Below are 23,261 nucleotides of genomic sequence, written 5' to 3'. Positions count from 1 at the left end.
TGGGAGCTGGCTTGCCGGCGATAGGGCCGGTACAGGTGACACATAGCCCAAGCTTGCCACGACGCCAGCCAGAGCTGAATATCCCAGATCAATACTTGCTTCACTGTGGATGTACCCGATGCCCGCTGCCTTTCACCCAGACCTCCTGCGCACCAGCCTGGCGCCGTTGACCGCCCGCCAGCCGTTGTCGGCGCAAGCGCAGGACTACCAGCGCTTCTATGGCCTGAACCTGTCGGCCCACAGCTGGCTGGGCGGCTTCCAGGCCGCAGGCTTCGAGCTGGTCGGGCAGGCCTGGCTACCCGACCAGCCGAGCGCGACGCTGTTCCTGCTGCACGGCTATTACGACCATATGGGCCTCTACAGGCATGTGATCGATTGGGCGCTCAAACAGGGGTTCGCCGTGATCAGTTGCGACCTGCCCGGCCATGGCCTGTCCAGCGGCGAGCGGGCCAGCATCAGTGATTTCGCGGTTTACCAGCAGGTGCTGGAGGCTTTGTTCGAACAGGCGCGCACGCTGCAACTGCCGCGCCCCTGGCACCTGTGCGGGCAAAGCACCGGTGGCGCCATCGCCGTGGACCACTTGTTGAACCAGGGCGCGCGCAGCCCCATCGATGGTCAGGTCATCCTGTTGGCACCGTTGGTACGGCCTTGTGCCTGGCGCTGGTCGAAGCTGAGTTATCGGGTGCTGCGCCACTTCGTGAGTGGCATCGAGCGGCGTTTCAGCGAGAACACCAATGACCCGACCTTCCTGCCGTTCCTCGAAGCCGACCCGCTGCAACCGCGCCGTCTGCCAACCGCCTGGGTGGGCGCCTTGATTGCCTGGGTCAAGCGTATCGAAGCCGCGCCGCGCAGCTCGCGGCGGCCGTTGATCGTGCAAGGAGAAGCGGATGGCACAGTGGACTGGCCGTACAACCTCGAAGTACTCAAGGCCAAGTTTGCCGAGCCGCAGATTCTGATGCTGCCCGAGGCCCGTCACCACCTGGCCAACGAGCTGCCGGGCATTCGCAAGCGCTACTTCGACTTCATCGACCAGCGCCTGAACTGATCACTTCAGGTCGTTGGTGCTCTGGCCAACCGCCAGGCCTGCGCGTACAGCGGCCAGGGCTGCCTGGTAGTAAGCCTTGCCGTCCGGCGACTCGGCAAAGGTGGCGAACTCTTCCAGCTCGGCATCGGACAGGTCGCGATATACATACAGCAGGGTGTTGTTGAGGTCTTCGCCGATCTGGCCCATCAGGCGCTGGCGCTGGCCGTCGAGCAGGTTCTGGGCCTGACCGCCGCCGAACAGGCCGGGGATCATCGAACTGAGGCTGTCGGCAGCCACGCCGGCGATGGCCAGGCTCACTTCGGCGCCGGCTTCGCGCGCCGGCAGTGCCTGGGCCAGATGCCCGATTATCAGCAGGCGATCATCGCTGGCCTGGATCTTCGGCAAGCCCTTGGCATTCCTGGCCAGTTCGTCCTTGCGTGTGGCCTTGAGCTCCGCAGCCACCACCTTGCGCCCCAGCGGCGACCGGAAGAAGGCCAGCGCCGGAGCCGGGTTGGCCAAGGTTGCGCGCAGCTGCGCCTGGGCGCGACGGTCCACCGCCTGGGCCTGGAAGCGCTGGTTGCTGTTGTTTACCAGCGCCTGGTACACGGCGGGTGGCAAACTGTTGCGGTAGCGTTCCTGGGCAGCGGTCAGGGCATCATTGAAATGGGCGCGCTGGTCGGGCCAGCCGGCGGCCTTGTACAGTTGATCCAGGTTGTCTGCCCAGACAGGCACGGTGCAGATCATCAGCAGAATCAGGGAAAACAGACGGCGCATTCAGGACTCCTGTCGGCAGGTGGCTATTGTCCGTGGCCGGGCGCCGGTTTGTCGAGATATCCGCGTGCTTCTCGGCCAAGTGGCGCTGTGCGCCGGCATGGCTAATGGATATGATGCGCGCCATGCACATCTCCCCTGAACACCCGATGCTTGCGGCCGTCGTCGACGATCTGGCCACCCATGGCTGGTCCCAGCAGGCGCTTTTTCTGCCTGCCGACCTGGTGCGTGCGCTCGCGGCCGAGTGCCGGCGCCGTGATGCCGAAGGCGAACTCAACCCTGCAGGGGTTGGGCGCGGTGCTGCCCAGGAGGTGCGCGAGGCCATTCGCGGCGACCAGATCCAGTGGATCGACCCCGGCCAGGCCGAGGCCTGCGACCAGTACCTGAGCGCCATGGACCAGCTGCGCCAGGCCATCAACCAGGGCCTGTTCCTTGGCCTGGAAGACTTCGAGTGCCATTTTGCCTTGTACCCGCCAGGGGCGTTCTATCGCCGGCACCTTGACCGCTTCCGCGATGATGACCGGCGCATGGTGTCGGCAGTCCTGTACCTGAATGAGAACTGGCAGCCGCAGGACGGTGGCCAGTTGCGCATGTTCCTGGCGGACGGTGTCGAGCATGATGTCGAGCCGGTGGCGGGCTGCCTGGTGGTGTTCCTGTCGGGCGAGGTGCCCCATGAGGTGCTGCCGGCAGGGCGTGAGCGGCTTTCGTTGACCGGCTGGTTCCGACGCCGTGGCAATGACCCCTTCTGACCTGCCCAAGGTGCTGGTCAGCGCCTGCCTGCTGGGGCAGCCAGTGCGCTATGACGGCCGCGCCAGTGGCCACCCCGACCTGTTGCAGCGCTGGCAGGCCGAAGGGCGCGTGGTGCCGTTGTGCCCGGAAGTGGCGGGTGGCTTGCCGACTCCACGGCCGCCTGCAGAGATACCGGGCGGGCAGGGTGAGGAGGTGCTCGATGGTGACGCGCAGGTGCTTACGGTGACGGGCGAGAATGTCAGCGCCGAGTTCCTGGCCGGGGCGCAGCGGGCGCTGGACCTGGTGCGCCGGCATGGCATTCGCGTGGCCGTGCTGAAGGCTGGAAGCCCTTCGTGTGGCAACCGGTTGACCTATGACGGCACGTTCAGTGGTGTGAAGGTTGCCGGGGAAGGGGTGACCACGGCATTGCTGCGGCGGGCGGGGGTGCTGGTGTTCAGCGAGCTGGAGCTGGAGCTGGCGGAGCAGGCGCTGGCTGGGCTTTCAGCTTGAGCCTGTTCCGGCCTCTTCGCGGGCTCGCCCGCTCCCACAGGGATAGCACCCGCTCCCGGGCTTGTGATTAACCTGTGGGAGCGGGCGTGCCCGCGAAGAGGCCAGTACAGGCAATAAAGCGCTTACTGCCCGGACGCAGTCTCAGGCACGCCCTTGAACCACTTCTGCTCAAGTTCGGCAGTCCGCCCGCTGTCCTTGAGCCGCTGCAGTGCATTGTTCACCGCGCTCTCGAACGCCGGGTTGTCCTTCTGGAACGGGATCACCAGCTGCTTCTCGCCAAACGGCAGGCTCATATCGAGCTGGCCGTCAGCTTTGGGCGATTCGCTCGACGGGGTCAGTGCGATGTCGTACTTGCCACTCTCGACACCGGGCAGTACCTCTGCCGCAGGGGCTTCGATGAACTCGGCGCGCAGGTCCAGTTCCTTGGCCAGCGCCTGGCCGAAGTCGATCTCGAAGCCGCTCAGGTGGTCATTTTCCTTGAATGCGTACGGCGAGTTGTCGGCCTGTACGGCTATGCGCAGTTCGCCCCGGTCGGCAATTTCGTCTATCAGCTCGGCCTGAGCCAATGGCGTGATCAGTATCGCCAGCATTACTCCTATGGTCGAACGCATTAAAGCCCCTTTTCTCTTTGGCAGATGAATAACCTTCGCCACGGCTTTCTTCCTCGCCGTGGTCGAGCGCAGCCTATGACCTTGAAGCCTCGGCATTGTTTAACCCTGATTGAAATATTTCTGCCTGAGGATGTGAACATCTGGGCAAACATATCAACTAAGGTGAACCACCGCCGCCACTGGAATACTGGCGGCGGTCAATAAGTGAATCACAGGAGAAGTGAATGAACAGCCTATTTTCGCGTGCTGCCGTTGCTGGTCTGATGATGGGAGCGTCGATGTTCGCCAGTGCCGCAGATGCCCTGAAGAGCCAGGAGCCGCCCAAGGATGCCAAGGTCTTCATCGTTTCCCCCGCCGATGGCGCCACGGTCGACAAGACCTTCACCGTCAAGTTCGGCATCGAGGGCATGGCGCTCAAGCCTGCGGGTGACAACACCCCGCACACCGGCCACCACCACCTGCTGGTGGATGTGGATAAAGAGCCGGTGGCCGACATGGCGATGCCATCCAGCCTGATGCCACAGGCCGGCACCGCGTTGCCGGATGGCCCGCAAGTACTGCACTTCGGCAAGGCGCAGACCGAAACCAGCATTACCCTGACCCCGGGCAAGCACACCCTGCAGCTGGTGCTGGGTGACCAGTATCACGTGCCGTTCAAGCCGAGCGTCGTGTCGCAGAAGATTACTGTCGACGTGAAATAGTTGTCGGGTTCTTCGCGGGCTCGCCCGCTCCCACATGATCACCACTGGCTTCAAGGCTGGTGTGGACCCTGTGGGAGCGGGGGACACCAATGTCACAGGCAAAAAAAGGGAGGCCACCAGGGCCTCCCTTTTTTCATGCCGCCAGCGAACTTAGAACAGCACGCGGGAACGGATGGTGCCCTTGACCTGTTGCAGCTTCTCTTGCGCCAGGTCGGAGTACTCGGCGTCAACGTCGATCACCACGTAACCGACTTTCTCGTTGGTCTGCAGGAACTGACCAGAGATGTTGATGCCGTTCTCGGCGAAGACCTTGTTGATCTCGCTGAGCACGCCCGGGATGTTTTCGTGGATGTGCAGCAGGCGGTGCTTGCCTGGGTGCGCCGGCAGGGCCACTTCCGGGAAGTTGACCGAGGATACCGAGGTACCGTTGTCGCTGTACTTGACCAGCTTCTCGGCCACTTCCAGGCCGATGTTGGCCTGGGCTTCGGCAGTGGAACCACCGATGTGCGGGGTCAGGATCACGTTGTCCAGACCACGCAGCGGGCTTTCGAACTGCTCGTCGTTGGAGCGCGGCTCCACCGGGAACACGTCGATAGCGGCGCCGATCAGGTGCTGGTCCTTGATGGCGGCGGCCAGGTGGTCCAGCTCGACCACCGTGCCGCGTGCGGCGTTGATCAGGATCGCGCCCTTCTTCATCGCGCGGATTTCCTTCTCGCCGATCATCCACTGGGTGGACGGCAGCTCAGGCACGTGCAGCGAAACGATGTCGGCCAGGCCCAGCAGCTCGTGCAGGCTGGTGACCTGCACGGCGTTGCCCAGTGGCAGCTTGGTCAGCGGGTCGTAGAAATACACCTGCATGCCCATGTTCTCGGCCAGGACCGACAGCTGGGTGCCGATCGAGCCGTAACCGACGATACCCAGCTTCTTGCCGCGGATTTCGAAGGAATTGGCCGCGCTCTTGATCCAGCCGCCACGGTGGCAGGAAGCGTTCTTCTCGGGGATGCCGCGCAGCAGCAGGATGGCTTCGGCCAGTACCAGTTCGGCTACCGAACGGGTGTTGGAGTATGGCGCGTTGAACACGGCGATACCGCGCTCGCGGGCAGCTTCCAGGTCGACCTGGTTGGTGCCGATGCAGAAGCAGCCAACGGCGACCAGTTTCTTGGCGCAGTCGAAGATCTCTTCGGTCAGCTGGGTGCGCGAACGGATGCCGATGAAGTGGGCATCTGCGATCTTTTCCTTCAGCTCGGCTTCCGGCAGCGAACCAGTGAGGTATTCGATGTTGGTGTAGCCGGCGGCCTTGAGGGTATCGACCGCGTTCTGGTGCACACCTTCAAGAAGAAGGAACCGGATCTTGCTCTTGTCGAGAGAAGTCTTGCTCATCTGCGTAAACCTGTATCCCGGAGAAAAAATGGCGAGGGTGATGCCAGGCGCAAAGGCGGCCTTAGCATGAACAGCGGGAGGGCTATGCTAGCATACGCGACACAATCTGAGCTTATCCCGACAGGTGAAGAGTGCTCAGGGTGACTATGAATAAGTCGAGAGTTCCAGCGATGACCCACCCCGCTGTAATTGATGAACTGATGACCCTTGTCGACCCTGGCAAGGTCCTGACCGACGCGGCTTCCCTGGAAGCCTATGGCAAGGACTGGACCAAGCATTACCCACCGGCACCCAGCGCCATCGTCTTTCCCAAGACGGTGGAGCAGGTGCAGGCGATCGTGCGCTGGGCCAATACGCACAAGGTGGCGCTGGTGCCGTCTGGCGGGCGTACCGGGCTTTCCGCAGGCGCCGTGGCGGCCAATGGCGAAGTGGTGGTCGCCTTCGACTACATGAACCAGATTCTCGGCTTCAATGCCTTCGACCGCACCGTGGTCTGCCAGCCAGGGGTGATTACCCGCCAGCTGCAGGCCTACGCCGAAGAACAGGGCCTGTATTACCCCGTGGACTTCGCCTCCAGCGGTTCCAGCCAGATTGGCGGCAATATCGGCACCAATGCCGGCGGAATCAAGGTGATTCGCTACGGCATGACCCGCAACTGGGTGGCCGGGTTGAAAGTGGTGACCGGCAAGGGTGAGCTGCTGGAGCTGAACAAGGACCTGATCAAGAACGCCACCGGCTACGACCTGCGCCAGCTGTTCATCGGTGCCGAAGGTACCCTGGGCTTTGTGGTCGAGGCCACCATGCGTCTGGACCGTGCGCCGCGCAACCTCACCGCGATGGTGCTGGGGACCCCGGATTTCGACTCGATCATGCCGGTGCTGCATGCCTTCCAGGGCAAGCTGGACCTGACCGCCTTCGAGTTCTTTTCCGACAAGGGCCTGGTCAAGATCCTGGCGCGTGGCGACGTGCCGGCGCCGTTCGAGACCGACTGCCCGTTCTATGCGCTGCTGGAGTTCGAGGCCAGCACCGAGGAGGTGGCCAACGAAGCCCTGGCCACCTTCGAGCACTGCGTCGAGCAAGGCTGGGTGCTGGACGGGGTGATGAGCCAGAGCGAGACCCAGCTGAAAAACCTGTGGAAACTGCGCGAGTACCTGTCGGAAACCATCTCGCACTGGACCCCGTACAAGAACGACATTTCTGTCACGGTGTCGAAAGTGCCAGCGTTCCTGCGCGATATAGATGCCATCGTCACCGAACATTACCCGGATTACGAAGTGGTGTGGTACGGCCACATCGGCGACGGCAACCTGCACCTGAACATCCTCAAGCCCGAGCACATGAGCAAGGACGACTTCTTCGCCTCGTGCACCAAGGTCAACAAGTGGGTGTTCGAGATCGTCGAGCGCTACAACGGCTCGATCTCCGCCGAGCATGGTGTGGGCATGACCAAGCGTGACTACCTGGGCTACAGCCGCTCGCCCGAAGAAATTGCTTGCATGAAGGCAATAAAGGCCGTGTTCGACCCTAATGGCATCATGAATCCGGGTAAGATCTTCGCACCTGAATAGAAAGCAGTATCCAGAGGAGTCGGCCATGAGTTACCAGCATCAGTACGTAGACGGCACACGCATTCACTTCCCGCTGGGAAAGGTGGTGTGCATCGGCCGTAACTATGCCGAGCATGCCAAGGAGCTGGACAATCCGATCCCCACCGAACCGCTGCTGTTCATCAAGCCGGGCAGCTGCGTGGTACCAGCCGAGGGCGGCTTCAAGATCCCGACGGAGCGTGGCTCGGTGCACTATGAGGCGGAAATTGCCGTGCTGCTGGGCAAGCCGCTGTCGACTCACCCGAGTGAGGAAGAGGTGCTGGACGCCATTTCCGGCTATGCACCGGCGCTAGACCTTACCCTGCGTGACGTGCAGGCCAAGCTGAAAGAGAAGGGCCTGCCCTGGGAGTTGGCCAAGTGCTTCGATGGCGCCTGCGTACTGCCGCCGTTCGTGTCGGCTGCCAGCTTCGAGGATGTGACCGACATCCCGGTGCGTCTGACAGTCAACGGCGAAGTTCGCCAGGATGGTAACAGCGCGATGATGCTCAACCCGATCGTGCCGATGATCCAGCACATGGCCGCGCATTTCTCGCTGCAGGCGGGGGATGTGATCCTCACCGGTACCCCGGCGGGTGTGGGGCCGTTCAATGTCGGTGACGAATTGGTGCTGGAGTTGCCGGGTGTGAGCCGCTTCGAAAGCCGGGTGCTCTGACTCGAGACCGCGTCGCCTTCTTCGCGGGTAAACTCGCGAAGAGGCCGGTCCTGTTTACCGATTTTTCACACCTGATCCGGATAATGCGCGAATCTTCGCCCATTTCCCCAGGACCCCTGCATGCCATCTCCCTCCAGCGCCCCCGCAACCCCCAAGCGTCGTTTCTTTCTGCGCTGGCCCTTCGGCCTGGCTGTGGCGGCGGTAGTCGGCTATGGCGTGGCCGTAGCCATGCACTGGGATGACCGCGGTGCGCTGTGGGTCAAAGAGAGTTTCGAAAGCGCCGCCGAGCGCAGCGAGAGCGTATGGCTACCAGACTACAAGGTCGACATCGATGCCAAACCGTTGCCGGGCATGGACGACGATGAAGCTTCAGATGTGGCCTTCAACCCGCGTACCCGCACCCTGTTCGCAGTCATGGGCAAGAACCCGATCCTGGTCGAACTGAGCCTGGATGGCGATGTACTGCGCAAGATCCCCCTCAACGGCTGGAACAACCCGGAAGGCGTCGCCGTACTGGAAGACGGCTACCTGGCAATCACCGATGAGCGCCTGCACGACCTGACCGTGGTCAAGGTGGATGCGCAGACCACCTCGTTGAACCATGATGATTTCCAGAGCCACGACCTGGGCCCGTCGGTGAAGAGCAACAAGGGCTTCGAGGCGGTGGCCTGGGACCCGCTGCGCCAGCGCCTGGTCATCGGCGAGGAGCGCCCGCCCAGGCTGTATACCTGGAATACCGACGGCCGCAGCCCGCTCACGGGTGAAAAACAGCTTTTGCCCAGTGATGAACTGGACCTGCGCAACCTCTCGGCGCTTGGCGTGGATCCGCGTACCGGCCACTTGTTGGTGCTGTCGTCCGACTCCAACATGCTTCTGGAACTGGACGAGCAGGGCCAGCAAGTCAGTTTCATGACCCTGCTCGGCGGTTTCAACGGCCTGCAGGACACCATCCCGCGTGCCGAAGGGGTGGCCATGGACGACAAGGGCAACCTGTACATGGTCAGCGAGCCTGCACTGTTCTATCGCTTCAGCAAAAACTGACCCAAACATCCGACTTTTCGGATGCTGGCATTAAGCTTTACTTCAGTTGTTCGTGATTAGATTCGTCACCCCTGTGTCGAGTCTTCCCTCATGCGCCGTTTTGTTCGTCCGTTCCCTGTTCTGGTCGTTATCGGCCTGATCCTGCTCGGCTTGGCCGGGCAGGAGTTTCGCCTGTTCGAGCGTGGCTGGTTCAACCTCAAGGCCTGGTGGCAGCCAGCCGAGCAAAGCATCGGCCTGGACCGTTACCGGGTGGTGGTGGAGGCGCAGCCGATCGAGGGGCTGGATGACGACATCTCGGCGCTGACCTACGACCCCGACCGCAAGACTCTGTTTACCGTTACCAATGCACGCTCGGAGCTGATCGAGCTGTCGCTGGACGGGCGCATCCTGCGCCGAGTGCCGCTGACCGGCTTCGGCGACCCGGAAGCCGTGGAGTACGTCGGGCCCAACAGCTATGTGATCACCGACGAGCGTCAGCAGCGGCTGATTCGCGTGCGCCTGGAGGACGACACGATGTTCCTCGATGCCGGCGATGCCGAGCAGCTGACCCTGGGCATTGGCCTGAATGGCAACAAGGGCTTCGAGGGGCTGGCCTATGATTCGGCGGGCAAGCGCCTGTTCGTGGCCAAGGAGCGTGACCCAATGCTGATCTACGAGGTGCATGGCTTCCCGCACGACAATCCTGAGCAGCCCTATGCGGTGCATGTGGTGCAGGACCGCAAGCGCGATTCGCGGCTGTTCGTGCGGGACCTGTCGAGCTTGCAGTTCGATGAGCGCAGCGGGCACCTGCTGGCGCTGTCGGACGAGTCGCGGCTGGTGCTGGAGCTGGATGTGGAGGGCCGGCCGCTGAGTACCTTATCGTTACGCAAGGGGTTCCAGGGGTTGCAGGCGACGGTGCCGCAGGCGGAGGGGATTGCGATGGATGAGGCGGGGACCATCTATCTGGTCAGTGAGCCGAACCTGTTCTATGTGTTCAAACAGCCAGCGGAGTGAGTGCCTGTGAGGGCCTATTCGCGGGCATGCCCGCTCCCACAGGTACGCCACAGGTTTCGGACCCTGTGCAATACCTGTGGGAGCGGGCGCGCCCGCGAAGAAGGTTACTCGGCCTTCAGGCTTTTCACGCCCTCAGAGGTACCCAGCAGCAGCAAATCTGCCGGACGCGCCGCGAACAGGCCGTTGGTCACCACGCCAACGATGGCGTTGATCTGCGCTTCCAGCTCCACCGGGTTGGTGATCTGCAGGTTGTGCACATCGAGGATCACGTTGCCGTTGTCGGTAACCACGCCCTCACGGTACACCGGGTCACCACCCAGCTTGACCAGTTGGCGCGCCACGTGGCTGCGGGCCATCGGGATCACTTCGACCGGCAGCGGGAAGGCGCCCAGCACCGGTACCAGCTTGCTGGCGTCGGCGATGCAGATGAAGGTCTTGGCCACGGCGGCGACGATCTTCTCGCGGGTCAGGGCTGCGCCGCCGCCCTTGATCAGGTTCAGGTGCGCGTCGCTCTCGTCGGCGCCGTCCACGTAGAACTCCAGTTCGCTGACGCTGTTCAGCTCGTAGACCGGGATGCCATGGCCCTTCAGACGCTGGGCAGTGGCTTCGGAGCTGGCGACCGCGCCGTCGAAGGCGGTCTTGTGCTGAGCCAGGGCGTCGATGAAGAAGTTGGCGGTCGAACCGGTGCCGACGCCGACGACGCTCTTTTCATCCAGCTTGGGCAGAATGAAGTCTACAGCGGCCTGGGCGACGGCCTGTTTGAGTTGGTCCTGGGTCATGCGGGCTCCGAGAGGGGCAGGGCGGTTTTGAAAAGAGCCTAGTATAACGGCTCGGGCGGCTTTGCTGTGGTCGCCCGACGTAGCGCTGGGGTAGACTCCCAGCCCTTGTCCCGCGGCCCAGTGATGCATTCCCGATGCTCGAACAGTACGTCAAGAAGATCCTCACCTCGCGCGTCTACGACGTTGCGGTCGAAACCCCGCTGCAGAGCGCCGGGCAGCTGAGCAAGCGCTTGGGCAACCAGATTCTGCTCAAGCGCGAAGACCTGCAGCCGGTGTTCTCGTTCAAGATCCGCGGGGCCTACAACAAGCTGGCCCAACTGACCCCGGAAGAACTGGCCCGTGGCGTGGTCACCGCCTCGGCCGGCAACCACGCCCAGGGCCTGGCCCTGGCTGCGCGCGAGATGGGCATCAAGGCCACTATCGTGATGCCCAAGACCACCCCGGAAATCAAGGTCGAAGGCGTGCGTTCGCGGGGCGGCAAGGTGGTGCTGCATGGCGACTCGTTCCCCGAGGCGCTGGCCTATTCGCTGAAACTGGTCGATGAAAAGGGCTTCGTCTACGTGCATCCCTACGACGACCCGCACACCATCGCTGGGCAGGGCACCGTGGCCATGGAGATCCTGCGCCAGCACCCAGGCCAGCTGGACGCGATCTTCGTGCCGGTGGGTGGCGGCGGCCTGATCGCCGGCATTGCTGCCTACGTGAAGTACCTGCGCCCGGAAATCAAGGTGATTGGCGTCGAGCCGGACGACTCCAACTGCCTGCAGGCGGCCATGGCGGCCGGCGAGCGCGTGGTGCTGCCGCAGGTCGGGCTGTTCGCCGACGGCGTGGCGGTGGCGCAGATCGGCCAGCACACCTTCGATATCTGCCGCCATCATGTGGATGAAGTGGTCACCGTCAGTACCGACGAGATCTGCGCGGCTATCAAGGATATCTACGATGATACCCGCTCGATCACCGAACCTGCCGGTGCCCTTGGCGTGGCGGGCATCAAGAAGTACGTCGAGCTGTACGGCGTGGCCGGGCAGACCCTGGTGGCCATCGACTCCGGTGCCAACGTCAACTTCGACCGCCTGCGCCATGTGGCCGAGCGTGCCGAGCTGGGTGAAAAGCGCGAAGCGATCATCGCCGTGACCATCCCTGAGCGCCCGGGCAGCTTCAAGGCCTTCTGCGAGGCTATCGGCAAGCGCCAGATCACCGAATTCAACTACCGCAAGCACACCTCCGACGAGGCGCATATCTTCGTCGGCGTGCAGACCCACCCGGAAAACGACCCGCGTGCGGCACTGGTACAGCAACTGACCGAGCAGGGCTTCCCGGTTACCGACCTGACCGACAACGAGCTGGCCAAGCTGCATATTCGCCACATGGTCGGTGGCCATTCGGCCGGTGCCAGTGACGAGATGGTGCTGCGCTTCGAGTTCCCCGAGCGGCCGGGAGCGCTGTTCAACTTCCTCAACAAGCTGGGCGGGCGCTGGAACATCTCGATGTTCCATTACCGCAACCATGGTGCCGCTGACGGGCGCGTGGTGGCGGGGTTGCAGGTGCCGGAGGACGAGCGCCACATGGTGCCGGCGGCGCTGGCGAAGATCGGCTACCCGTACTGGGACGAAACCGACAACCCGGCTTACAAGCTGTTCCTGGGCTGAGCGGCTAAGCTGGGGCTGATGGCCCTTTCGCGGGCTTGCCCGCTCCCACAGGTACTGCGCAGGCTTCAGGGCCTGTGATATCCCTGTGGGAGCGGGCAAGCCCGCGAAGAAGCCTGCACAAAATGGCCTGCTTAAGGACAACCGAGACATGGAACACCTGACCACCCTCAAGACCCTGCACATCATCGCCACCGCGCTCCTGCTGCTGGGTGCTCTGGGCCTGGCGCTCTGGACCGTGCGCGCCCGCCGCCAGGGCGATGCCGAGGCCTACGCCAAGCTGCTGCGTCGGCCGCTGGTGTTCGTCTGGCTGGTGATGGGCCTGTGCCTGGTGAGCATGCCGTTCACCGGCTGGTGGCTGGTGCACCTGGTGGGCTGGCCGCTGGGGCAGACCTGGGTGCTGGCGTCCAGCGTCATCTATACGCTGGGCGCGTTTGCCGTGTGGTGGCTGCTGGTGCGGTTGAACCGGCTGCGCAAGGCCGAGGTGGTGGGGTTGCGCTTTACCCTGGCACTGGCGGTGTTCAGTGGGGTTTGTTTCCTGTCCATCGCCGGGCTGATGGGGGCCAAGCCGGTCTGACAGGCTTGTGCTGTATGTGCCGGCCTCTTCGCGGGTAAACCCGCTCCTACAGGATCTGAGCAAGGCTTGAGGGCTGTGCAGTACCTGTGGGAGCGGGTTTACCCGCGAAGAGGCCGGCACAGGAAAACCTCAATCCCGCAGCGAAACCACAGGCCACCCACGCATCTCGGCCTCCGCCCGCAGCTTCGGGTCGGGGTCCACCGCCACCGCATGCGCCACCCGCTGCAACAGCGGCAAATCGTTCATCGAGTCGCTATAGAAATAGCTGTCCTCAAGGTCGAAGCCGTTTTCCAGCATCCAGCGCTCCAGCCGCGTCACCTTGCCTTCACGGAAACACGGTATATCGGTACTACGTCCGGTATAGCGGCCATCACGCGTTTCGCATTCGGTCGCCAGCAACACGCGAACCCCCAGGCGCCGGGCAATCGGTGCGGTGACGAAGCGGTTGGTGGCGGTGATGATCACCAGCTGGTCGCCGGCCTCGCGGTGCTGCTGCAGCAAGGTCAGCGCCTTGGGCAGGATGATCGGCTCGATGCAGGCGCGCATGAAGTCGCGGTGCCATTCGTCGAGCTGGGCTACCGGTGTTGCCGCAAGGATTTCCATGGAAAAGGCCAGGTAGGCCTGCAGGTCCAGGGTGCCGTTCAGGTATTCCTGATAGAAGCCATCGTTGCGTTGCTTGTAGGTAACCGGGTCGAGGATGCCGCGCTGGCAAAGGTAGTCACCCCAGGCATGGTCGCTGTCGCCACCGAGGAGGGTATTGTCCAGGTCGAATAAAGCCAGGCGCATCGCGGTCACTCGCATAAGCCACAGGGTAGGCCCGCAGAATACGGAGTTTTCACGCTGCTGCACATAAGCTTGGCGGGCGCGTTGCTGCGCTCGCAAGCTTGTGGAACAATGCGGTGACATGCGTTTGCGAGGTTGCTGCCGTGATCGACCCGGATGGTTTTCGCCCCAATGTCGGGATCATTCTCACGAATGATGCCGGGCAGGTGCTATGGGCTCGACGGATCAACCAGGATGCCTGGCAGTTTCCCCAGGGTGGCATCAACCCTGACGAGACGCCGGAAGATGCCCTGTACCGCGAGCTGAACGAAGAAGTTGGCCTTGAACGCGATGATGTGGAAATTCTTGCCTGCACCCGTGGCTGGTTGCGTTATCGTTTACCCCAGCGACTGGTGCGTACGCATAGCCAGCCGCTGTGCATTGGCCAGAAGCAGAAATGGTTCCTGCTGCGCCTGGTCAGCAACGAACAACGGGTGCGGATGGACCTGACCGGCAAGCCGGAATTCGACGGCTGGCGCTGGGTCAGCTATTGGTACCCGCTGGGCCAGGTTGTGACATTCAAGCGCGAGGTCTACCGACGCGCCCTGAAAGAGCTAGCACCGCGTCTGCTGACGCGCGACTGACGACGGAGTTCGACCCCGAGCCATGCTCAATACGCTGCGCAAGATCGTCCAGGAAGTAAACTCCGCCAAAGATCTCAAGTCGGCGTTGGGGATCATTGTCTTGCGTGTCAAGGAGGCCATGGGCAGCCAGGTCTGCTCGGTCTACCTGCTCGACCCGGAAACCAACCGCTTCGTGCTGATGGCCACCGAAGGCCTGAACAAGCGTTCCATCGGCAAGGTCAGCATGGCCCCCAACGAAGGCCTGGTCGGCCTGGTCGGTACCCGGGAAGAGCCGCTGAACCTGGAAAACGCTGCCGACCACCCGCGTTACCGCTACTTTGCCGAAACCGGCGAGGAAAAATTCGCCTCCTTCCTCGGTGCGCCGATCATCCACCACCGCCGCGTGGTCGGGGTATTGGTCATCCAGCAAAAGGAGCGCCGCCAGTTCGACGAGGGCGAAGAAGCCTTCCTGGTCACCATGAGCGCCCAGCTCGCAGGGGTTATCGCCCACGCCGAGGCTACTGGCTCGATCCGTGGCCTCGGCCGCCAGGGCAAGGGCATCCAGGAAGCGCGCTTCGTCGGCGTACCGGGCTCGCCTGGCGCCGCTGTGGGGCGCGCAGTGGTGATGCTGCCGCCAGCCGATCTGGAAGTGGTGCCGGACAAGACCGTCGATGACATCGACGCCGAACTGAAGCTGTTCCAGAACGCCCTCGAAGGTGTGCGCGACGATATGCGCAAGCTGTCGGCCAAGCTGGCCACCCAGCTGCGCCCGGAGGAGCGTGCACTGTTCGATGTGTACCTGATGATGCTCGAAGATGCGGCCTTGGGCGGTGAGGTGACCGAAGTCATCAAGACCGGCCAGTGGGCCCAGGGCGCACTGCGCCAGGTGGTGGGCGAGCACGTCAACCGCTTCGAGCTGATGGACGATGACTACTTGCGCGAGCGCGCCTCCGACGTCAAGGACCTGGGCCGGCGCCTGCTGGCCTACCTGCAGGAAGCCCGCGCGCAGTCGCTGGTGTATGCCGACAACACCATCCTGGTCAGTGAAGAGCTGACCCCGGCGATGCTCGGCGAAGTGCCGGAAGGCAAGCTGGTCGGCCTGGTCTCGGTACTGGGCTCGGGCAACTCCCACGTCGCCATCCTGGCTCGCGCCATGGGCATCCCCACGGTGATGGGCCTGGTCGATTTGCCTTATTCCAAGGTCGACGGCATCGAGATGATCGTCGACGGCTACAAGGGTGAGGTGTTCACCAACCCCAGCGAAGTGCTGCGCAAGCAGTACAGCGATGTGGTCGAGGAGGAGCGCCAGCTGGCCCAGGGCCTGGATGCCCTGCGCGAACTGCCGTGCGTTACCCCGGACGGCCACCGCATGCCGCTGTGGGTCAACACCGGCCTGCTCGCCGACGTGGCCCGTGCCCAGCAGCGTGGCGCCGAAGGGGTGGGGCTGTACCGCACCGAAGTGCCGTTCATGATCAACCAGCGCTTCCCCAGCGAGAAAGAGCAGCTGGCCATCTACCGCGAGCAGCTGGCGGCCTTCCACCCGCTGCCGGTGACCATGCGTACCCTCGACATCGGTGGCGACAAGTCGCTGTCGTACTTCCCGATCAAGGAAGAAAACCCGTTCCTCGGCTGGCGCGGCATTCGCGTCACCCTCGACCACCCGGAAATCTTCCTGGTGCAGACCCGCGCCATGCTCAAGGCCAGCGAGGGGCTGAACAACCTGCGTATCCTGCTGCCAATGATTTCCGGCATCCATGAGCTGGAAGAGGCGCTGCACCTGATCCACCGCGCCTGGGGCGAGGTGCGTGACGAAGGCACCGATGTGCCGATGCCACCGGTTGGCGTGATGGTGGAAATTCCTGCGGCGGTGTACCAGACCAAGGAGCTGGCGCGGCAGGTGGACTTCCTGTCGGTTGGTTCCAACGACCTGACCCAGTACCTGCTGGCGGTGGACCGCAACAACCCGCGGGTCGCCGACCTTTACGACTACCTGCACCCGGCGGTGTTGCAGGCGCTGAACACGGTGGTGCGCGACGCCCATGGCGAAGGCAAGCCGGTGAGTATCTGTGGTGAGATGGCCGGTGACCCGGCAGCGGCGATCCTGTTGATGGCCATGGGCTTCGACAGCCTGTCGATGAACGCCACCAACCTGCCGAAGGTGAAGTGGATGCTGCGCCAGATCAACCTGGGCAAGGCCAAGGAATTGCTCACCGAGGCCCTGAGCCATGACAACCCGCAGGTTATCCACAGCTCGCTGCAACTGGCCCTGAAAAACCTTGGGTTGGCGCGGATGATCGGGCCTGGGGCCAATAAAACCCTCTGAGTGTGAGGTGGCCTGTTCCGGCCTCTTCTCGGGTTTGTGGGAGCGGGCTTGTGGGAGCGGGCGTGCCCGCGAAGCAGGCGACTCGCTGTATGGCACCGGCTTCGCCGGTGTTCGCGGGCTCGCCCGCTCCCACAAAGGCCAGCACAGTGCTCAGACCGAAAGCTCAACTTCCCCCAAGTGCCCGCCAAATGGCCCGAAACTGCGCTCAATAAGCCGCCTTTTCCCCTGATCATCCACAATTAGCACCGTGCTCGCCCGCGTCCCGTAGTTCTGGCTGGCAATGAACACGCTCGACAGCAACTTCTCGGTCGCCAACCCCACGCCCGTCTCCGGCAACTCGCCCTCCGGCGCCGGTTGGGCATCGGCCAGCAACGCCAGCAAGCGCTGTGGCTCTGGCGTTTCCAGTAACCCTTCCAGCCCACTGCGCGCCTTCACCAGCTTAGGCCAAGGCGTATCCAGCCCGGCATTGGAAAGCCCGAAAACCCCAGCCTCCAGTAAGCGCGGCGCCGCGTCTCGGGCATGCAAATAGCCCAGCTGCCGTCCATCGCCCACCAGCAGGTTGAACCCTGAATATTGCCTGCTGCGGCTGGCCACCTGGTCCAGATAGGCCTCGACCCCCAACTCCCCCTGCAGATACGCCGCCACCAGCTCGCCCCGCGAGCGCGGCCCCAAAGCCTGCGCCGGGTCGCGAATATTGGTCAGCGCCGCGACCCGCCCCTGCGGACCGACGCCCAGCCAGGTGCCGCCTGCCTCCAGGTCCCGCCCGGCATATACCCCGGGAGCATCCTCCCAGGCCGCCAGGGCCTGGGTGGGGCGGGCATAGAATTCATCGCGGTTGGCCGCCACGATCAGCGGCAGGGCGTGCCCCGGTCGCCAGGCGAATACGATCAGGCACATCGGTAGGGCCTCCGGTTTTTTTCCACTGTACCCACTCCGACGGGGCACTTCCAACCTGACACACAGTTCACTAGAGCCGTGAGCCCGGCTTCCGTTACCATGCCGGATTGATTTCTTGGGGAAGACGAATGGAATTCGTGCTCTATCTACTGTTGGGCGCTTGCGCCGGTGTACTGGCCGGGTTGTTCGGCGTGGGCGGCGGTATCATCATCGTGCCGGTGCTGGTGTTCAGCTTCACCTTGCAGGGTTTCGATGCCTCGGTGCTGACCCACCTGGCTGTCGGTACGTCGCTGGCAACCATCGTCTTCACCTCGATCAACGCCGTGCTCGAGCACCATCGCAAGGGCGCGGTGCAATGGCCGATCTTCGCCTGGATGACCCTCGGCATCCTCCTTGGGGCCGGTGTCGGCGCCAAGACCGCCTCGCTGATACAGGGGCCGTTGCTGCAAAAGATCATCGGTGTGTTCGCCCTGGTCATCGCCGCGCAGATGGCCCTGGACCTCAAACCCAAGGCCAGTCGTGGCATCCCCGGCAAGCCCGCGCTGATCGGTGCAGGTGGGGTGATCGGCTGGGCTTCGGCCATTTTCGGCATTGGCGGCGGTTCGCTGACCGTGCCGTTCCTGACCTGGCGCAGCCTGCCCATGCAGCAGGCAGTGGCCACGTCTTCGGCCTGTGGCCTGCCCATTGCCTTGGCCAGTGCCCTGAGTTTCATGCTGCTGGGTTGGCACGAAGAGCACCTGCCGGCCCACAGCCTGGGTTACGTGTACCTGCCGGCGCTGCTCGGCATTGCCGTGACCAGCATGTTTTTCGCCCGCTTCGGCGCGCGCCTGGCGCACAAGCTGTCGCCACGTTTGTTGAAACGCCTGTTCGCAGCCCTGCTGTTCTGTGTCGGCCTCAGCTTTTTGATTTGAATCGAGAGGAAGTTCCATGCTGCCTTACCCGCAGATAGACCCCGTGGCCGTGGCCATCGGGCCGCTGAAAATCCATTGGTACGGCCTGATGTACCTGGTCGGCATCGGCGGTGCCTGGCTGCTCGCCTCGCGCCGGCTGAACCGCTTCGACCCCACCTGGACGCGCGAAAAGCTCTCCGACCTGGTGTTCTGGCTGTCGATGGGTGTGATCGTCGGTGGTCGCCTGGGCTACGTGCTGTTCTACGACCTGCACGCCTACCTGGCCAATCCGACGCTGATCTTCGAGGTGTGGAAGGGTGGCATGTCGTTCCACGGCGGTTTCATCGGCGTGATGCTGGCGGCCTTGTGGTTCGGCAAGCGCAACAACAAGTCGTTCTTCGAGCTGATGGACTTCGTCGCGCCGCTGGTGCCGATCGGCCTGGGGGCCGGGCGCATCGGCAACTTCATCAACGCCGAGCTGTGGGGCAAGGCCACCGACGTGCCATGGGCGATGGTCTTCCCGCCGTTCAGCGACCCGGCGCAGCTGCCGCGTCACCCATCGCAGCTGTACCAGTTCGCACTCGAAGGTGTGGCGCTGTTCCTGATCCTCTGGGCGTTCTCGCGCAAGCCGCGGCCGACCATGGCGGTATCCGGCATGTTCGCGCTGTTCTACGGCATCTTCCGCTTCATCGTCGAATTCGTCCGCGTACCGGATGCCCAGCTTGGCTACCTGGCCTGGGGCTGGCTGACCATGGGTCAGATTCTGTGCGTGCCGATGATCCTGGCTGGCCTTGGCCTGATCTGGTGGGCTTATAATCGCAAGCCTACGGCGAAACCCGCCTGATTAATCCCACGGCAGGGGCGATCCCCCTGCCGTTTTTGCTACAGGTAAGCCATGAAACAGTATCTGGACCTGGTCCGCGACGTCATCGACAACGGCACGCTGCAGGGCAACCGCACCGGCATCCGCACCATCAGCCTGCCGGGCGCCATGCTGCGTTTCGACTTGCAGAAGGGCTTTCCGGCCATTACCACGCGCAAACTGGCGTTCAAGTCGGCGATCGGCGAAATGGTCGGTTTCCTGCGTGGCGTGAAGAACGCCGGTGAATTCCGCGAACTGGGCTGCAAGGTCTGGGACCAGAACGCCAACGAGAACGCCCAGTGGCTGGCCAACCCGTTCCGCCAGGGCCATGACGACCTGGGCGAGATCTACGGCGTGCAATGGCGTCAGTGGCCGGGCTACAAGCGCATCCCGCTGAGCAACCCGGCGGCCATCGAGATGGCCGAGAAGGCGGGCTTCCGCCGCATCGCCCAGGACGAGGAGGACGGCGTCGCGTTCGTCATCCTGTACAAAGCCATCGACCAGGTGCGCCAGTGCCTGGACACCATCGCCAACGACCCGGGCAGCCGCCGTATCCTGTTCCACGGCTGGAACTGTGCGCAGCTCGACGAGATGGCCCTGCCGCCGTGCCACCTGCTGTACCAGTTCCACCCGAATGTGGAGACCAGGGAGATTTCCCTGACCCTCTACATCCGCTCCAACGACCTGGGCCTGGGCACGCCGTTCAACCTCACCGAAGGCGCGGCGCTGCTGTCGCTGTTCGGCCGCCTGACCGGCTACACCCCGCGCTGGTTCACCTACTTCATCGGCGATGCCCATGTGTATGAGAACCACCTGGACATGCTCAACGAGCAGCTCAAGCGTGAGCCGCTGGAGGCGCCGAAGCTGGTGATCAGCGAGCGCGTGCCAGCGTTTGCCGACACGGGGAAGTACGAGCCGGAGTGGCTGGAGAAGATCGAGCCGAGCGATTTCTGGCTGGAAGGGTATGAGCACCATGCGCCGATGACGGCGCCGATGGCGGTGTGATCTTTTAGATTGCCGGGGCTGCTCTGCAGCCCTTTCGCCGGCAAGCCAGCTCCCACAGGACGGCGCTGCCAGTGGGGGCTGTGCAAAACCTGTGGGAGCCGGCTTGCCAGCGATTAGGCCCTTGGATCTTTCAATGCCCGTGACTTCGCCCCACATGCGAATGCTCGGTTTCCGGCACCGATACCGCCCCGTTCGTCTCCAGTTGCTGCAAGATCGCACACTCCGCCCCTTGCGCATTGCAGCGCCGCCGCAGCTCCACCAGCTGTTCCTGCAGCGCCACCAGACCATCGATCCTTGCCTGCACATGCTCGATATGCTCGTCGATCAGCGCATTGACGCTGCCGCACGAATCATCGGGGCTGTCGCGCAGGCGTAGCAGGCTGCGGATTTCATCCAGGGTCATGTCCAGGGTGCGGCAGTTGCGGATGAACGTCAGCCGCTCGACATGGGCCTGGGTGTATAGCCGGTAGTTGCCGTCGCTGCGCGCCGGCTCCGGCAGCAGCTGTTCACGCTCGTAGTAGCGGATGGTTTCCACGGCGCAGTCGGTGGCTTTGGCCAGTTCTCCGATCTTCATCACGAAATTCTCCAGCAAGTGGCTTGACCCTATAGTGGCTACAGGGTGTTCACTTGGCAACAGGCTCAAATTAAGGATGACCCCATGAACCAGCCTGTCAGCCACGAACACAAGCACGATCACCACGCCCACAGCTGCTGTGGCAGCGCTGCTGCGCCAGCCTTGGTCCAGCTGAGCGAAAAGGCCAGCAGCCACGCCCAGTTCAGCCGTTTCCGCATCGAGGCCATGGACTGCCCTACCGAGCAGACCCTGATCCAGGACAAGCTGGGCAAGCTGGCCGGTATCGAGCAGCTGGAATTCAACCTGATCAACCGTGTGCTTGGCGTGCGCCACACCCTGGGTGGCACTGCTGAAATCGAGCAGGCCATCGACAGCCTGGGCATGAAGGCCGAGCTGCTTGGCGCCGAAGACGATGGCACCGCCAGCGCACCACAAGTGGCCAAGACCCGCTGGTGGCCGCTGGCGCTGTCCGGTATTGCCGCGATCGCCGCCGAAATCGTGCACTTTGCCGCGCTGGCCCCGGAGTGGGTGGTGGCGGCGCTGGCGCTGGCAGCGATCCTCGGCTGTGGCCTGGGTACCTACAGGAAGGGCTGGATCGCCCTGAAAAACCGCAACCTCAACATCAATGCGCTGATGAGCATTGCCGTGACTGGCGCGGTGCTGATCGGCCAGTGGCCGGAAGCGGCCATGGTGATGGTGTTGTTCACCGTCGCCGAGCTGATCGAAGCCCGCTCGCTGGACCGCGCGCGCAACGCCATTGGTGGGCTGATGCAGCTCACCCCGGACATGGCTACCGTGCGCCAGGCCGATGGCCAGTGGCGGGAAGTGGAGGTGCGGGAGGTGGCCATCGGGGCCTTGGTGCGGGTACGCCCCGGCGAACGCATTGGCCTGGACGGTGAAGCGACCAGCGGGCAATCCACCGTCGATCAGGCGCCGATCACCGGCGAAAGCCTGCCTGTTGAAAAGACCGTGGGCGACAAATTGTTCGCCGGCACGATCAACCAGGCGGGGGCGCTGGAGTTCCGCGTTACCGCTGCTGCCGGGCAATCGACCCTGGCGCGGATCATCAAGGCCGTCGAGGAAGCGCAAGGCGCGCGGGCGCCTACCCAGCGTTTCGTCGACCGCTTCTCGCGCATCTACACCCCAGTGGTGTTTGCCATTGCCCTGGCCGTTGCGGTGATACCGCCGCTGTTCATGGCCGGTGCCTGGTTCGACTGGGTCTATCGCGCCCTGGTGCTACTGGTGGTGGCCTGCCCGTGTGCCCTGGTGATCTCGACCCCGGTGACCATCGTCAGCGGCCTGGCCGCTGCCGCGCGCAAGGGCATCCTGATCAAGGGTGGCGTGTACCTGGAAGGCGGGCGCCAGCTGGACTTCCTGGCCCTGGACAAGACCGGCACCATCACCCACGGCAAGCCGGTGCAGACCGATGCCAAGGTACTGGAGCCGCTGTTCGAAGGCCGCGCGCAAGCCCTGGCCGCCAGCCTGGGCGAGCGTTCGGACCACCCGGTTTCCCGCGCCATTGCCCAGTTCGGCAAGGAGCAAGGCCTGGCTTTGAGCGAGGTCGATGACTTCGCCGCCCTGGCCGGGCGCGGCGTGCGCGGTACCATCGCGGGTGAGGTTTACCACTTGGGTAACCACCGTCTGGTCGAGGAGCTGGGGCTGTGCTCGCCCGAGCTCGAAGCCCAGCTGGATGCGCTGGAGCGCCAGGGCAAGACCGTGGTGCTGCTACTCGACCGCTCCGGCCCGTTGGCGCTGTTCGCGGTGGCCGACACGGTCAAGGAAAGCAGTCGCCAGGCCATCGCCGAGCTGCATGAACTGGGCATCAAGACTGTCATGCTGACCGGTGACAATCCGCATACCGCCCAGGCCATCGCCACCGTGGTGGGTATCGACCGTGCCGAAGGCAACCTGCTGCCTGCCGACAAGCTCAAGAGCATCGAAACCCTGTACGCCCGGGGCCATCGGGTGGGCATGGTCGGTGACGGCATCAACGACGCCCCGGCGCTGGCCCGCGCCGAGATCGGTTTTGCCATGGCGGCGGCCGGTACCGACACCGCCATCGAGACCGCCGATGTGGCGCTGATGGACGACGACTTGCGGAAAATCCCGGCCTTCGTCAGGCTGTCGCGCCAAAGTGCGGCGATCCTCATGCAGAACATCGTTCTGGCGTTGGGCATCAAGGCGATATTCCTGGCGATCACCTTTGCCGGCATGGCCACCATGTGGATGGCGGTGTTTGCCGACATGGGCGTGAGCCTGCTGGTGGTGTTCAACGGCTTGCGCCTGTTGCGCAAATAGAGGACG

23 protein-coding genes are annotated in these 23,261 nt (G+C 63.5%); 16 read left to right on the top strand and 7 right to left on the bottom strand.

From position 1 onward, the window contains the following. Positions 1-118 precede the first annotated feature (118 nt). Positions 119-1,045: a phospholipase BipL gene (gene bipL, locus AC2T3R_RS24955; RefSeq protein WP_410951944.1), complete on the top strand. Its 927-nt coding sequence runs from the start codon at positions 119-121 to the stop codon at positions 1,043-1,045. Here the strand turns inward: bipL and AC2T3R_RS24950 are convergent, their stop codons facing one another. Next, positions 1,046-1,798, bottom strand: coding sequence for a hypothetical protein (locus AC2T3R_RS24950; protein ID WP_410951943.1), 753 nt, complete (start codon positions 1,796-1,798; stop codon positions 1,046-1,048). A gap of 113 nt (positions 1,799-1,911) precedes the next feature. Between AC2T3R_RS24950 and AC2T3R_RS24945 the strand changes: the two genes are divergently transcribed. Together AC2T3R_RS24945 and AC2T3R_RS24940 are read left to right on the top strand one after the other, a co-directional pair. Then, positions 1,912-2,544, top strand: coding sequence for a 2OG-Fe(II) oxygenase (locus tag AC2T3R_RS24945; protein ID WP_367245126.1), 633 nt, complete (start codon positions 1,912-1,914; stop codon positions 2,542-2,544). Next, positions 2,531-3,034: a 2-thiouracil desulfurase family protein gene (locus AC2T3R_RS24940; RefSeq protein WP_410951942.1), complete on the top strand. Its 504-nt coding sequence runs from the start codon at positions 2,531-2,533 to the stop codon at positions 3,032-3,034. Before AC2T3R_RS24945 ends, AC2T3R_RS24940 begins: the two co-directional genes overlap by 14 nt. A gap of 122 nt (positions 3,035-3,156) precedes the next feature. Here the strand turns inward: AC2T3R_RS24940 and AC2T3R_RS24935 are convergent, their stop codons facing one another. Further along, a complete protein-coding gene (locus AC2T3R_RS24935) occupies positions 3,157-3,645 on the bottom strand; it encodes a substrate-binding periplasmic protein (protein WP_486744397.1) in 489 nt (162 codons plus the stop codon). Between the two features lie 224 nt (positions 3,646-3,869). On the opposite strand from AC2T3R_RS24935, the gene AC2T3R_RS24930 reads away from it, so the two are divergent. After that, a complete protein-coding gene (locus AC2T3R_RS24930; protein WP_410951940.1) occupies positions 3,870-4,346 on the top strand; it encodes a DUF4399 domain-containing protein in 477 nt (158 codons plus the stop codon). A gap of 150 nt (positions 4,347-4,496) precedes the next feature. On the opposite strand, the gene serA is transcribed toward AC2T3R_RS24930, so the two are convergent. Then, positions 4,497-5,726 (bottom strand): phosphoglycerate dehydrogenase, encoded by a 1,230-nt coding sequence (gene serA, locus AC2T3R_RS24925; RefSeq protein WP_003258542.1) that lies wholly within the window; start codon positions 5,724-5,726, stop codon positions 4,497-4,499. Positions 5,727-5,896: 170 nt separating this feature from the next. Here serA and AC2T3R_RS24920 point away from each other — a divergent pair, with 170 nt between their 5' ends. The 4 genes from AC2T3R_RS24920 to AC2T3R_RS24905 all read left to right on the top strand — a co-directional run bounded on the left by AC2T3R_RS24920 (position 5,897) and on the right by AC2T3R_RS24905 (position 10,019). Next, on the top strand, positions 5,897-7,294 hold the full coding sequence (locus AC2T3R_RS24920) for an FAD-binding oxidoreductase (RefSeq protein WP_410951939.1): 1,398 nt from the start codon (positions 5,897-5,899) through the stop codon (positions 7,292-7,294). A gap of 25 nt (positions 7,295-7,319) precedes the next feature. Further along, positions 7,320-7,985 (top strand): fumarylacetoacetate hydrolase family protein, encoded by a 666-nt coding sequence (locus AC2T3R_RS24915; protein WP_015272191.1) that lies wholly within the window; start codon positions 7,320-7,322, stop codon positions 7,983-7,985. A 120-nt stretch (positions 7,986-8,105) separates the two neighbouring features. Next, entirely contained in the window at positions 8,106-9,026 is a 921-nt protein-coding gene (locus AC2T3R_RS24910; protein WP_085721361.1) for an SdiA-regulated domain-containing protein, read from the top strand. 90 nt (positions 9,027-9,116) lie between these two features. Beyond that, positions 9,117-10,019 (top strand): SdiA-regulated domain-containing protein, encoded by a 903-nt coding sequence (locus tag AC2T3R_RS24905; RefSeq protein ID WP_013974674.1) that lies wholly within the window; start codon positions 9,117-9,119, stop codon positions 10,017-10,019. 104 nt (positions 10,020-10,123) lie between these two features. On the opposite strand, the gene rpiA is transcribed toward AC2T3R_RS24905, so the two are convergent. After that, positions 10,124-10,798, bottom strand: a complete 675-nt coding sequence (rpiA, locus tag AC2T3R_RS24900; RefSeq protein WP_013974672.1) for a ribose-5-phosphate isomerase RpiA — start codon at positions 10,796-10,798, stop codon at positions 10,124-10,126. 134 nt (positions 10,799-10,932) lie between these two features. On the opposite strand from rpiA, the gene ilvA reads away from it, so the two are divergent. Both ilvA and AC2T3R_RS24890 read left to right on the top strand, forming a co-directional pair. After that, positions 10,933-12,447 carry a threonine ammonia-lyase, biosynthetic gene (gene ilvA, locus AC2T3R_RS24895; RefSeq protein WP_410951938.1) on the top strand — a complete coding sequence of 505 codons (1,515 nt, stop codon included), beginning with the start codon at positions 10,933-10,935 and terminating at the stop codon, positions 12,445-12,447. A 148-nt stretch (positions 12,448-12,595) separates the two neighbouring features. Next, positions 12,596-13,021, top strand: coding sequence for a DUF2269 domain-containing protein (locus AC2T3R_RS24890; RefSeq protein ID WP_015272187.1), 426 nt, complete (start codon positions 12,596-12,598; stop codon positions 13,019-13,021). Positions 13,022-13,150: 129 nt separating this feature from the next. Here the strand turns inward: AC2T3R_RS24890 and AC2T3R_RS24885 are convergent, their stop codons facing one another. Further along, positions 13,151-13,807: a histidinol-phosphatase gene (locus tag AC2T3R_RS24885; protein ID WP_003258535.1), complete on the bottom strand. Its 657-nt coding sequence runs from the start codon at positions 13,805-13,807 to the stop codon at positions 13,151-13,153. A 140-nt stretch (positions 13,808-13,947) separates the two neighbouring features. Here AC2T3R_RS24885 and AC2T3R_RS24880 point away from each other — a divergent pair, with 140 nt between their 5' ends. Beyond that, positions 13,948-14,427, top strand: a complete 480-nt coding sequence (locus AC2T3R_RS24880) for an RNA pyrophosphohydrolase (RefSeq protein ID WP_003249017.1) — start codon at positions 13,948-13,950, stop codon at positions 14,425-14,427. Between the two features lie 22 nt (positions 14,428-14,449). Further along, positions 14,450-16,729: a phosphoenolpyruvate--protein phosphotransferase gene (gene ptsP / locus AC2T3R_RS24875; protein ID WP_023660917.1), complete on the top strand. Its 2,280-nt coding sequence runs from the start codon at positions 14,450-14,452 to the stop codon at positions 16,727-16,729. Positions 16,730-16,879: 150 nt separating this feature from the next. Here ptsP and AC2T3R_RS24870 read toward each other — a convergent pair whose 3' ends face one another. Next, a complete protein-coding gene (locus AC2T3R_RS24870; RefSeq protein WP_486744395.1) occupies positions 16,880-17,626 on the bottom strand; it encodes an NRDE family protein in 747 nt (248 codons plus the stop codon). Positions 17,627-17,754: 128 nt separating this feature from the next. Here AC2T3R_RS24870 and AC2T3R_RS24865 point away from each other — a divergent pair, with 128 nt between their 5' ends. Genes AC2T3R_RS24865 through AC2T3R_RS24855 form a run of 3 tightly spaced genes read left to right on the top strand, consistent with a single transcriptional unit; the run spans position 17,755 to position 20,383 of the window. Beyond that, complete coding sequence (locus AC2T3R_RS24865; protein WP_024087873.1) at positions 17,755-18,537, top strand: sulfite exporter TauE/SafE family protein; 783 nt, start codon at positions 17,755-17,757, stop codon at positions 18,535-18,537. 16 nt (positions 18,538-18,553) lie between these two features. Continuing rightward, entirely contained in the window at positions 18,554-19,360 is an 807-nt protein-coding gene (gene lgt, locus AC2T3R_RS24860) for a prolipoprotein diacylglyceryl transferase (RefSeq protein WP_013974665.1), read from the top strand. Positions 19,361-19,411: 51 nt separating this feature from the next. Beyond that, complete coding sequence (locus AC2T3R_RS24855; RefSeq protein WP_486744394.1) at positions 19,412-20,383, top strand: thymidylate synthase; 972 nt, start codon at positions 19,412-19,414, stop codon at positions 20,381-20,383. Between the two features lie 130 nt (positions 20,384-20,513). Here AC2T3R_RS24855 and cadR read toward each other — a convergent pair whose 3' ends face one another. Beyond that, entirely contained in the window at positions 20,514-20,957 is a 444-nt protein-coding gene (gene cadR / locus AC2T3R_RS24850) for a cadmium resistance transcriptional regulator CadR (RefSeq protein WP_015272183.1), read from the bottom strand. Between the two features lie 84 nt (positions 20,958-21,041). On the opposite strand from cadR, the gene AC2T3R_RS24845 reads away from it, so the two are divergent. Then, positions 21,042-23,255, top strand: coding sequence for a heavy metal translocating P-type ATPase (locus AC2T3R_RS24845; protein ID WP_486744393.1), 2,214 nt, complete (start codon positions 21,042-21,044; stop codon positions 23,253-23,255). The last annotated feature ends 6 nt before the right edge of the window (positions 23,256-23,261 follow it).

Source organism: Pseudomonas sp. PVC-5-1 (genome assembly GCF_057444345.1).
Note: the sequence above shows the minus strand (reverse complement) of the source record. Positions and strands in the feature narration are given on the sequence as shown.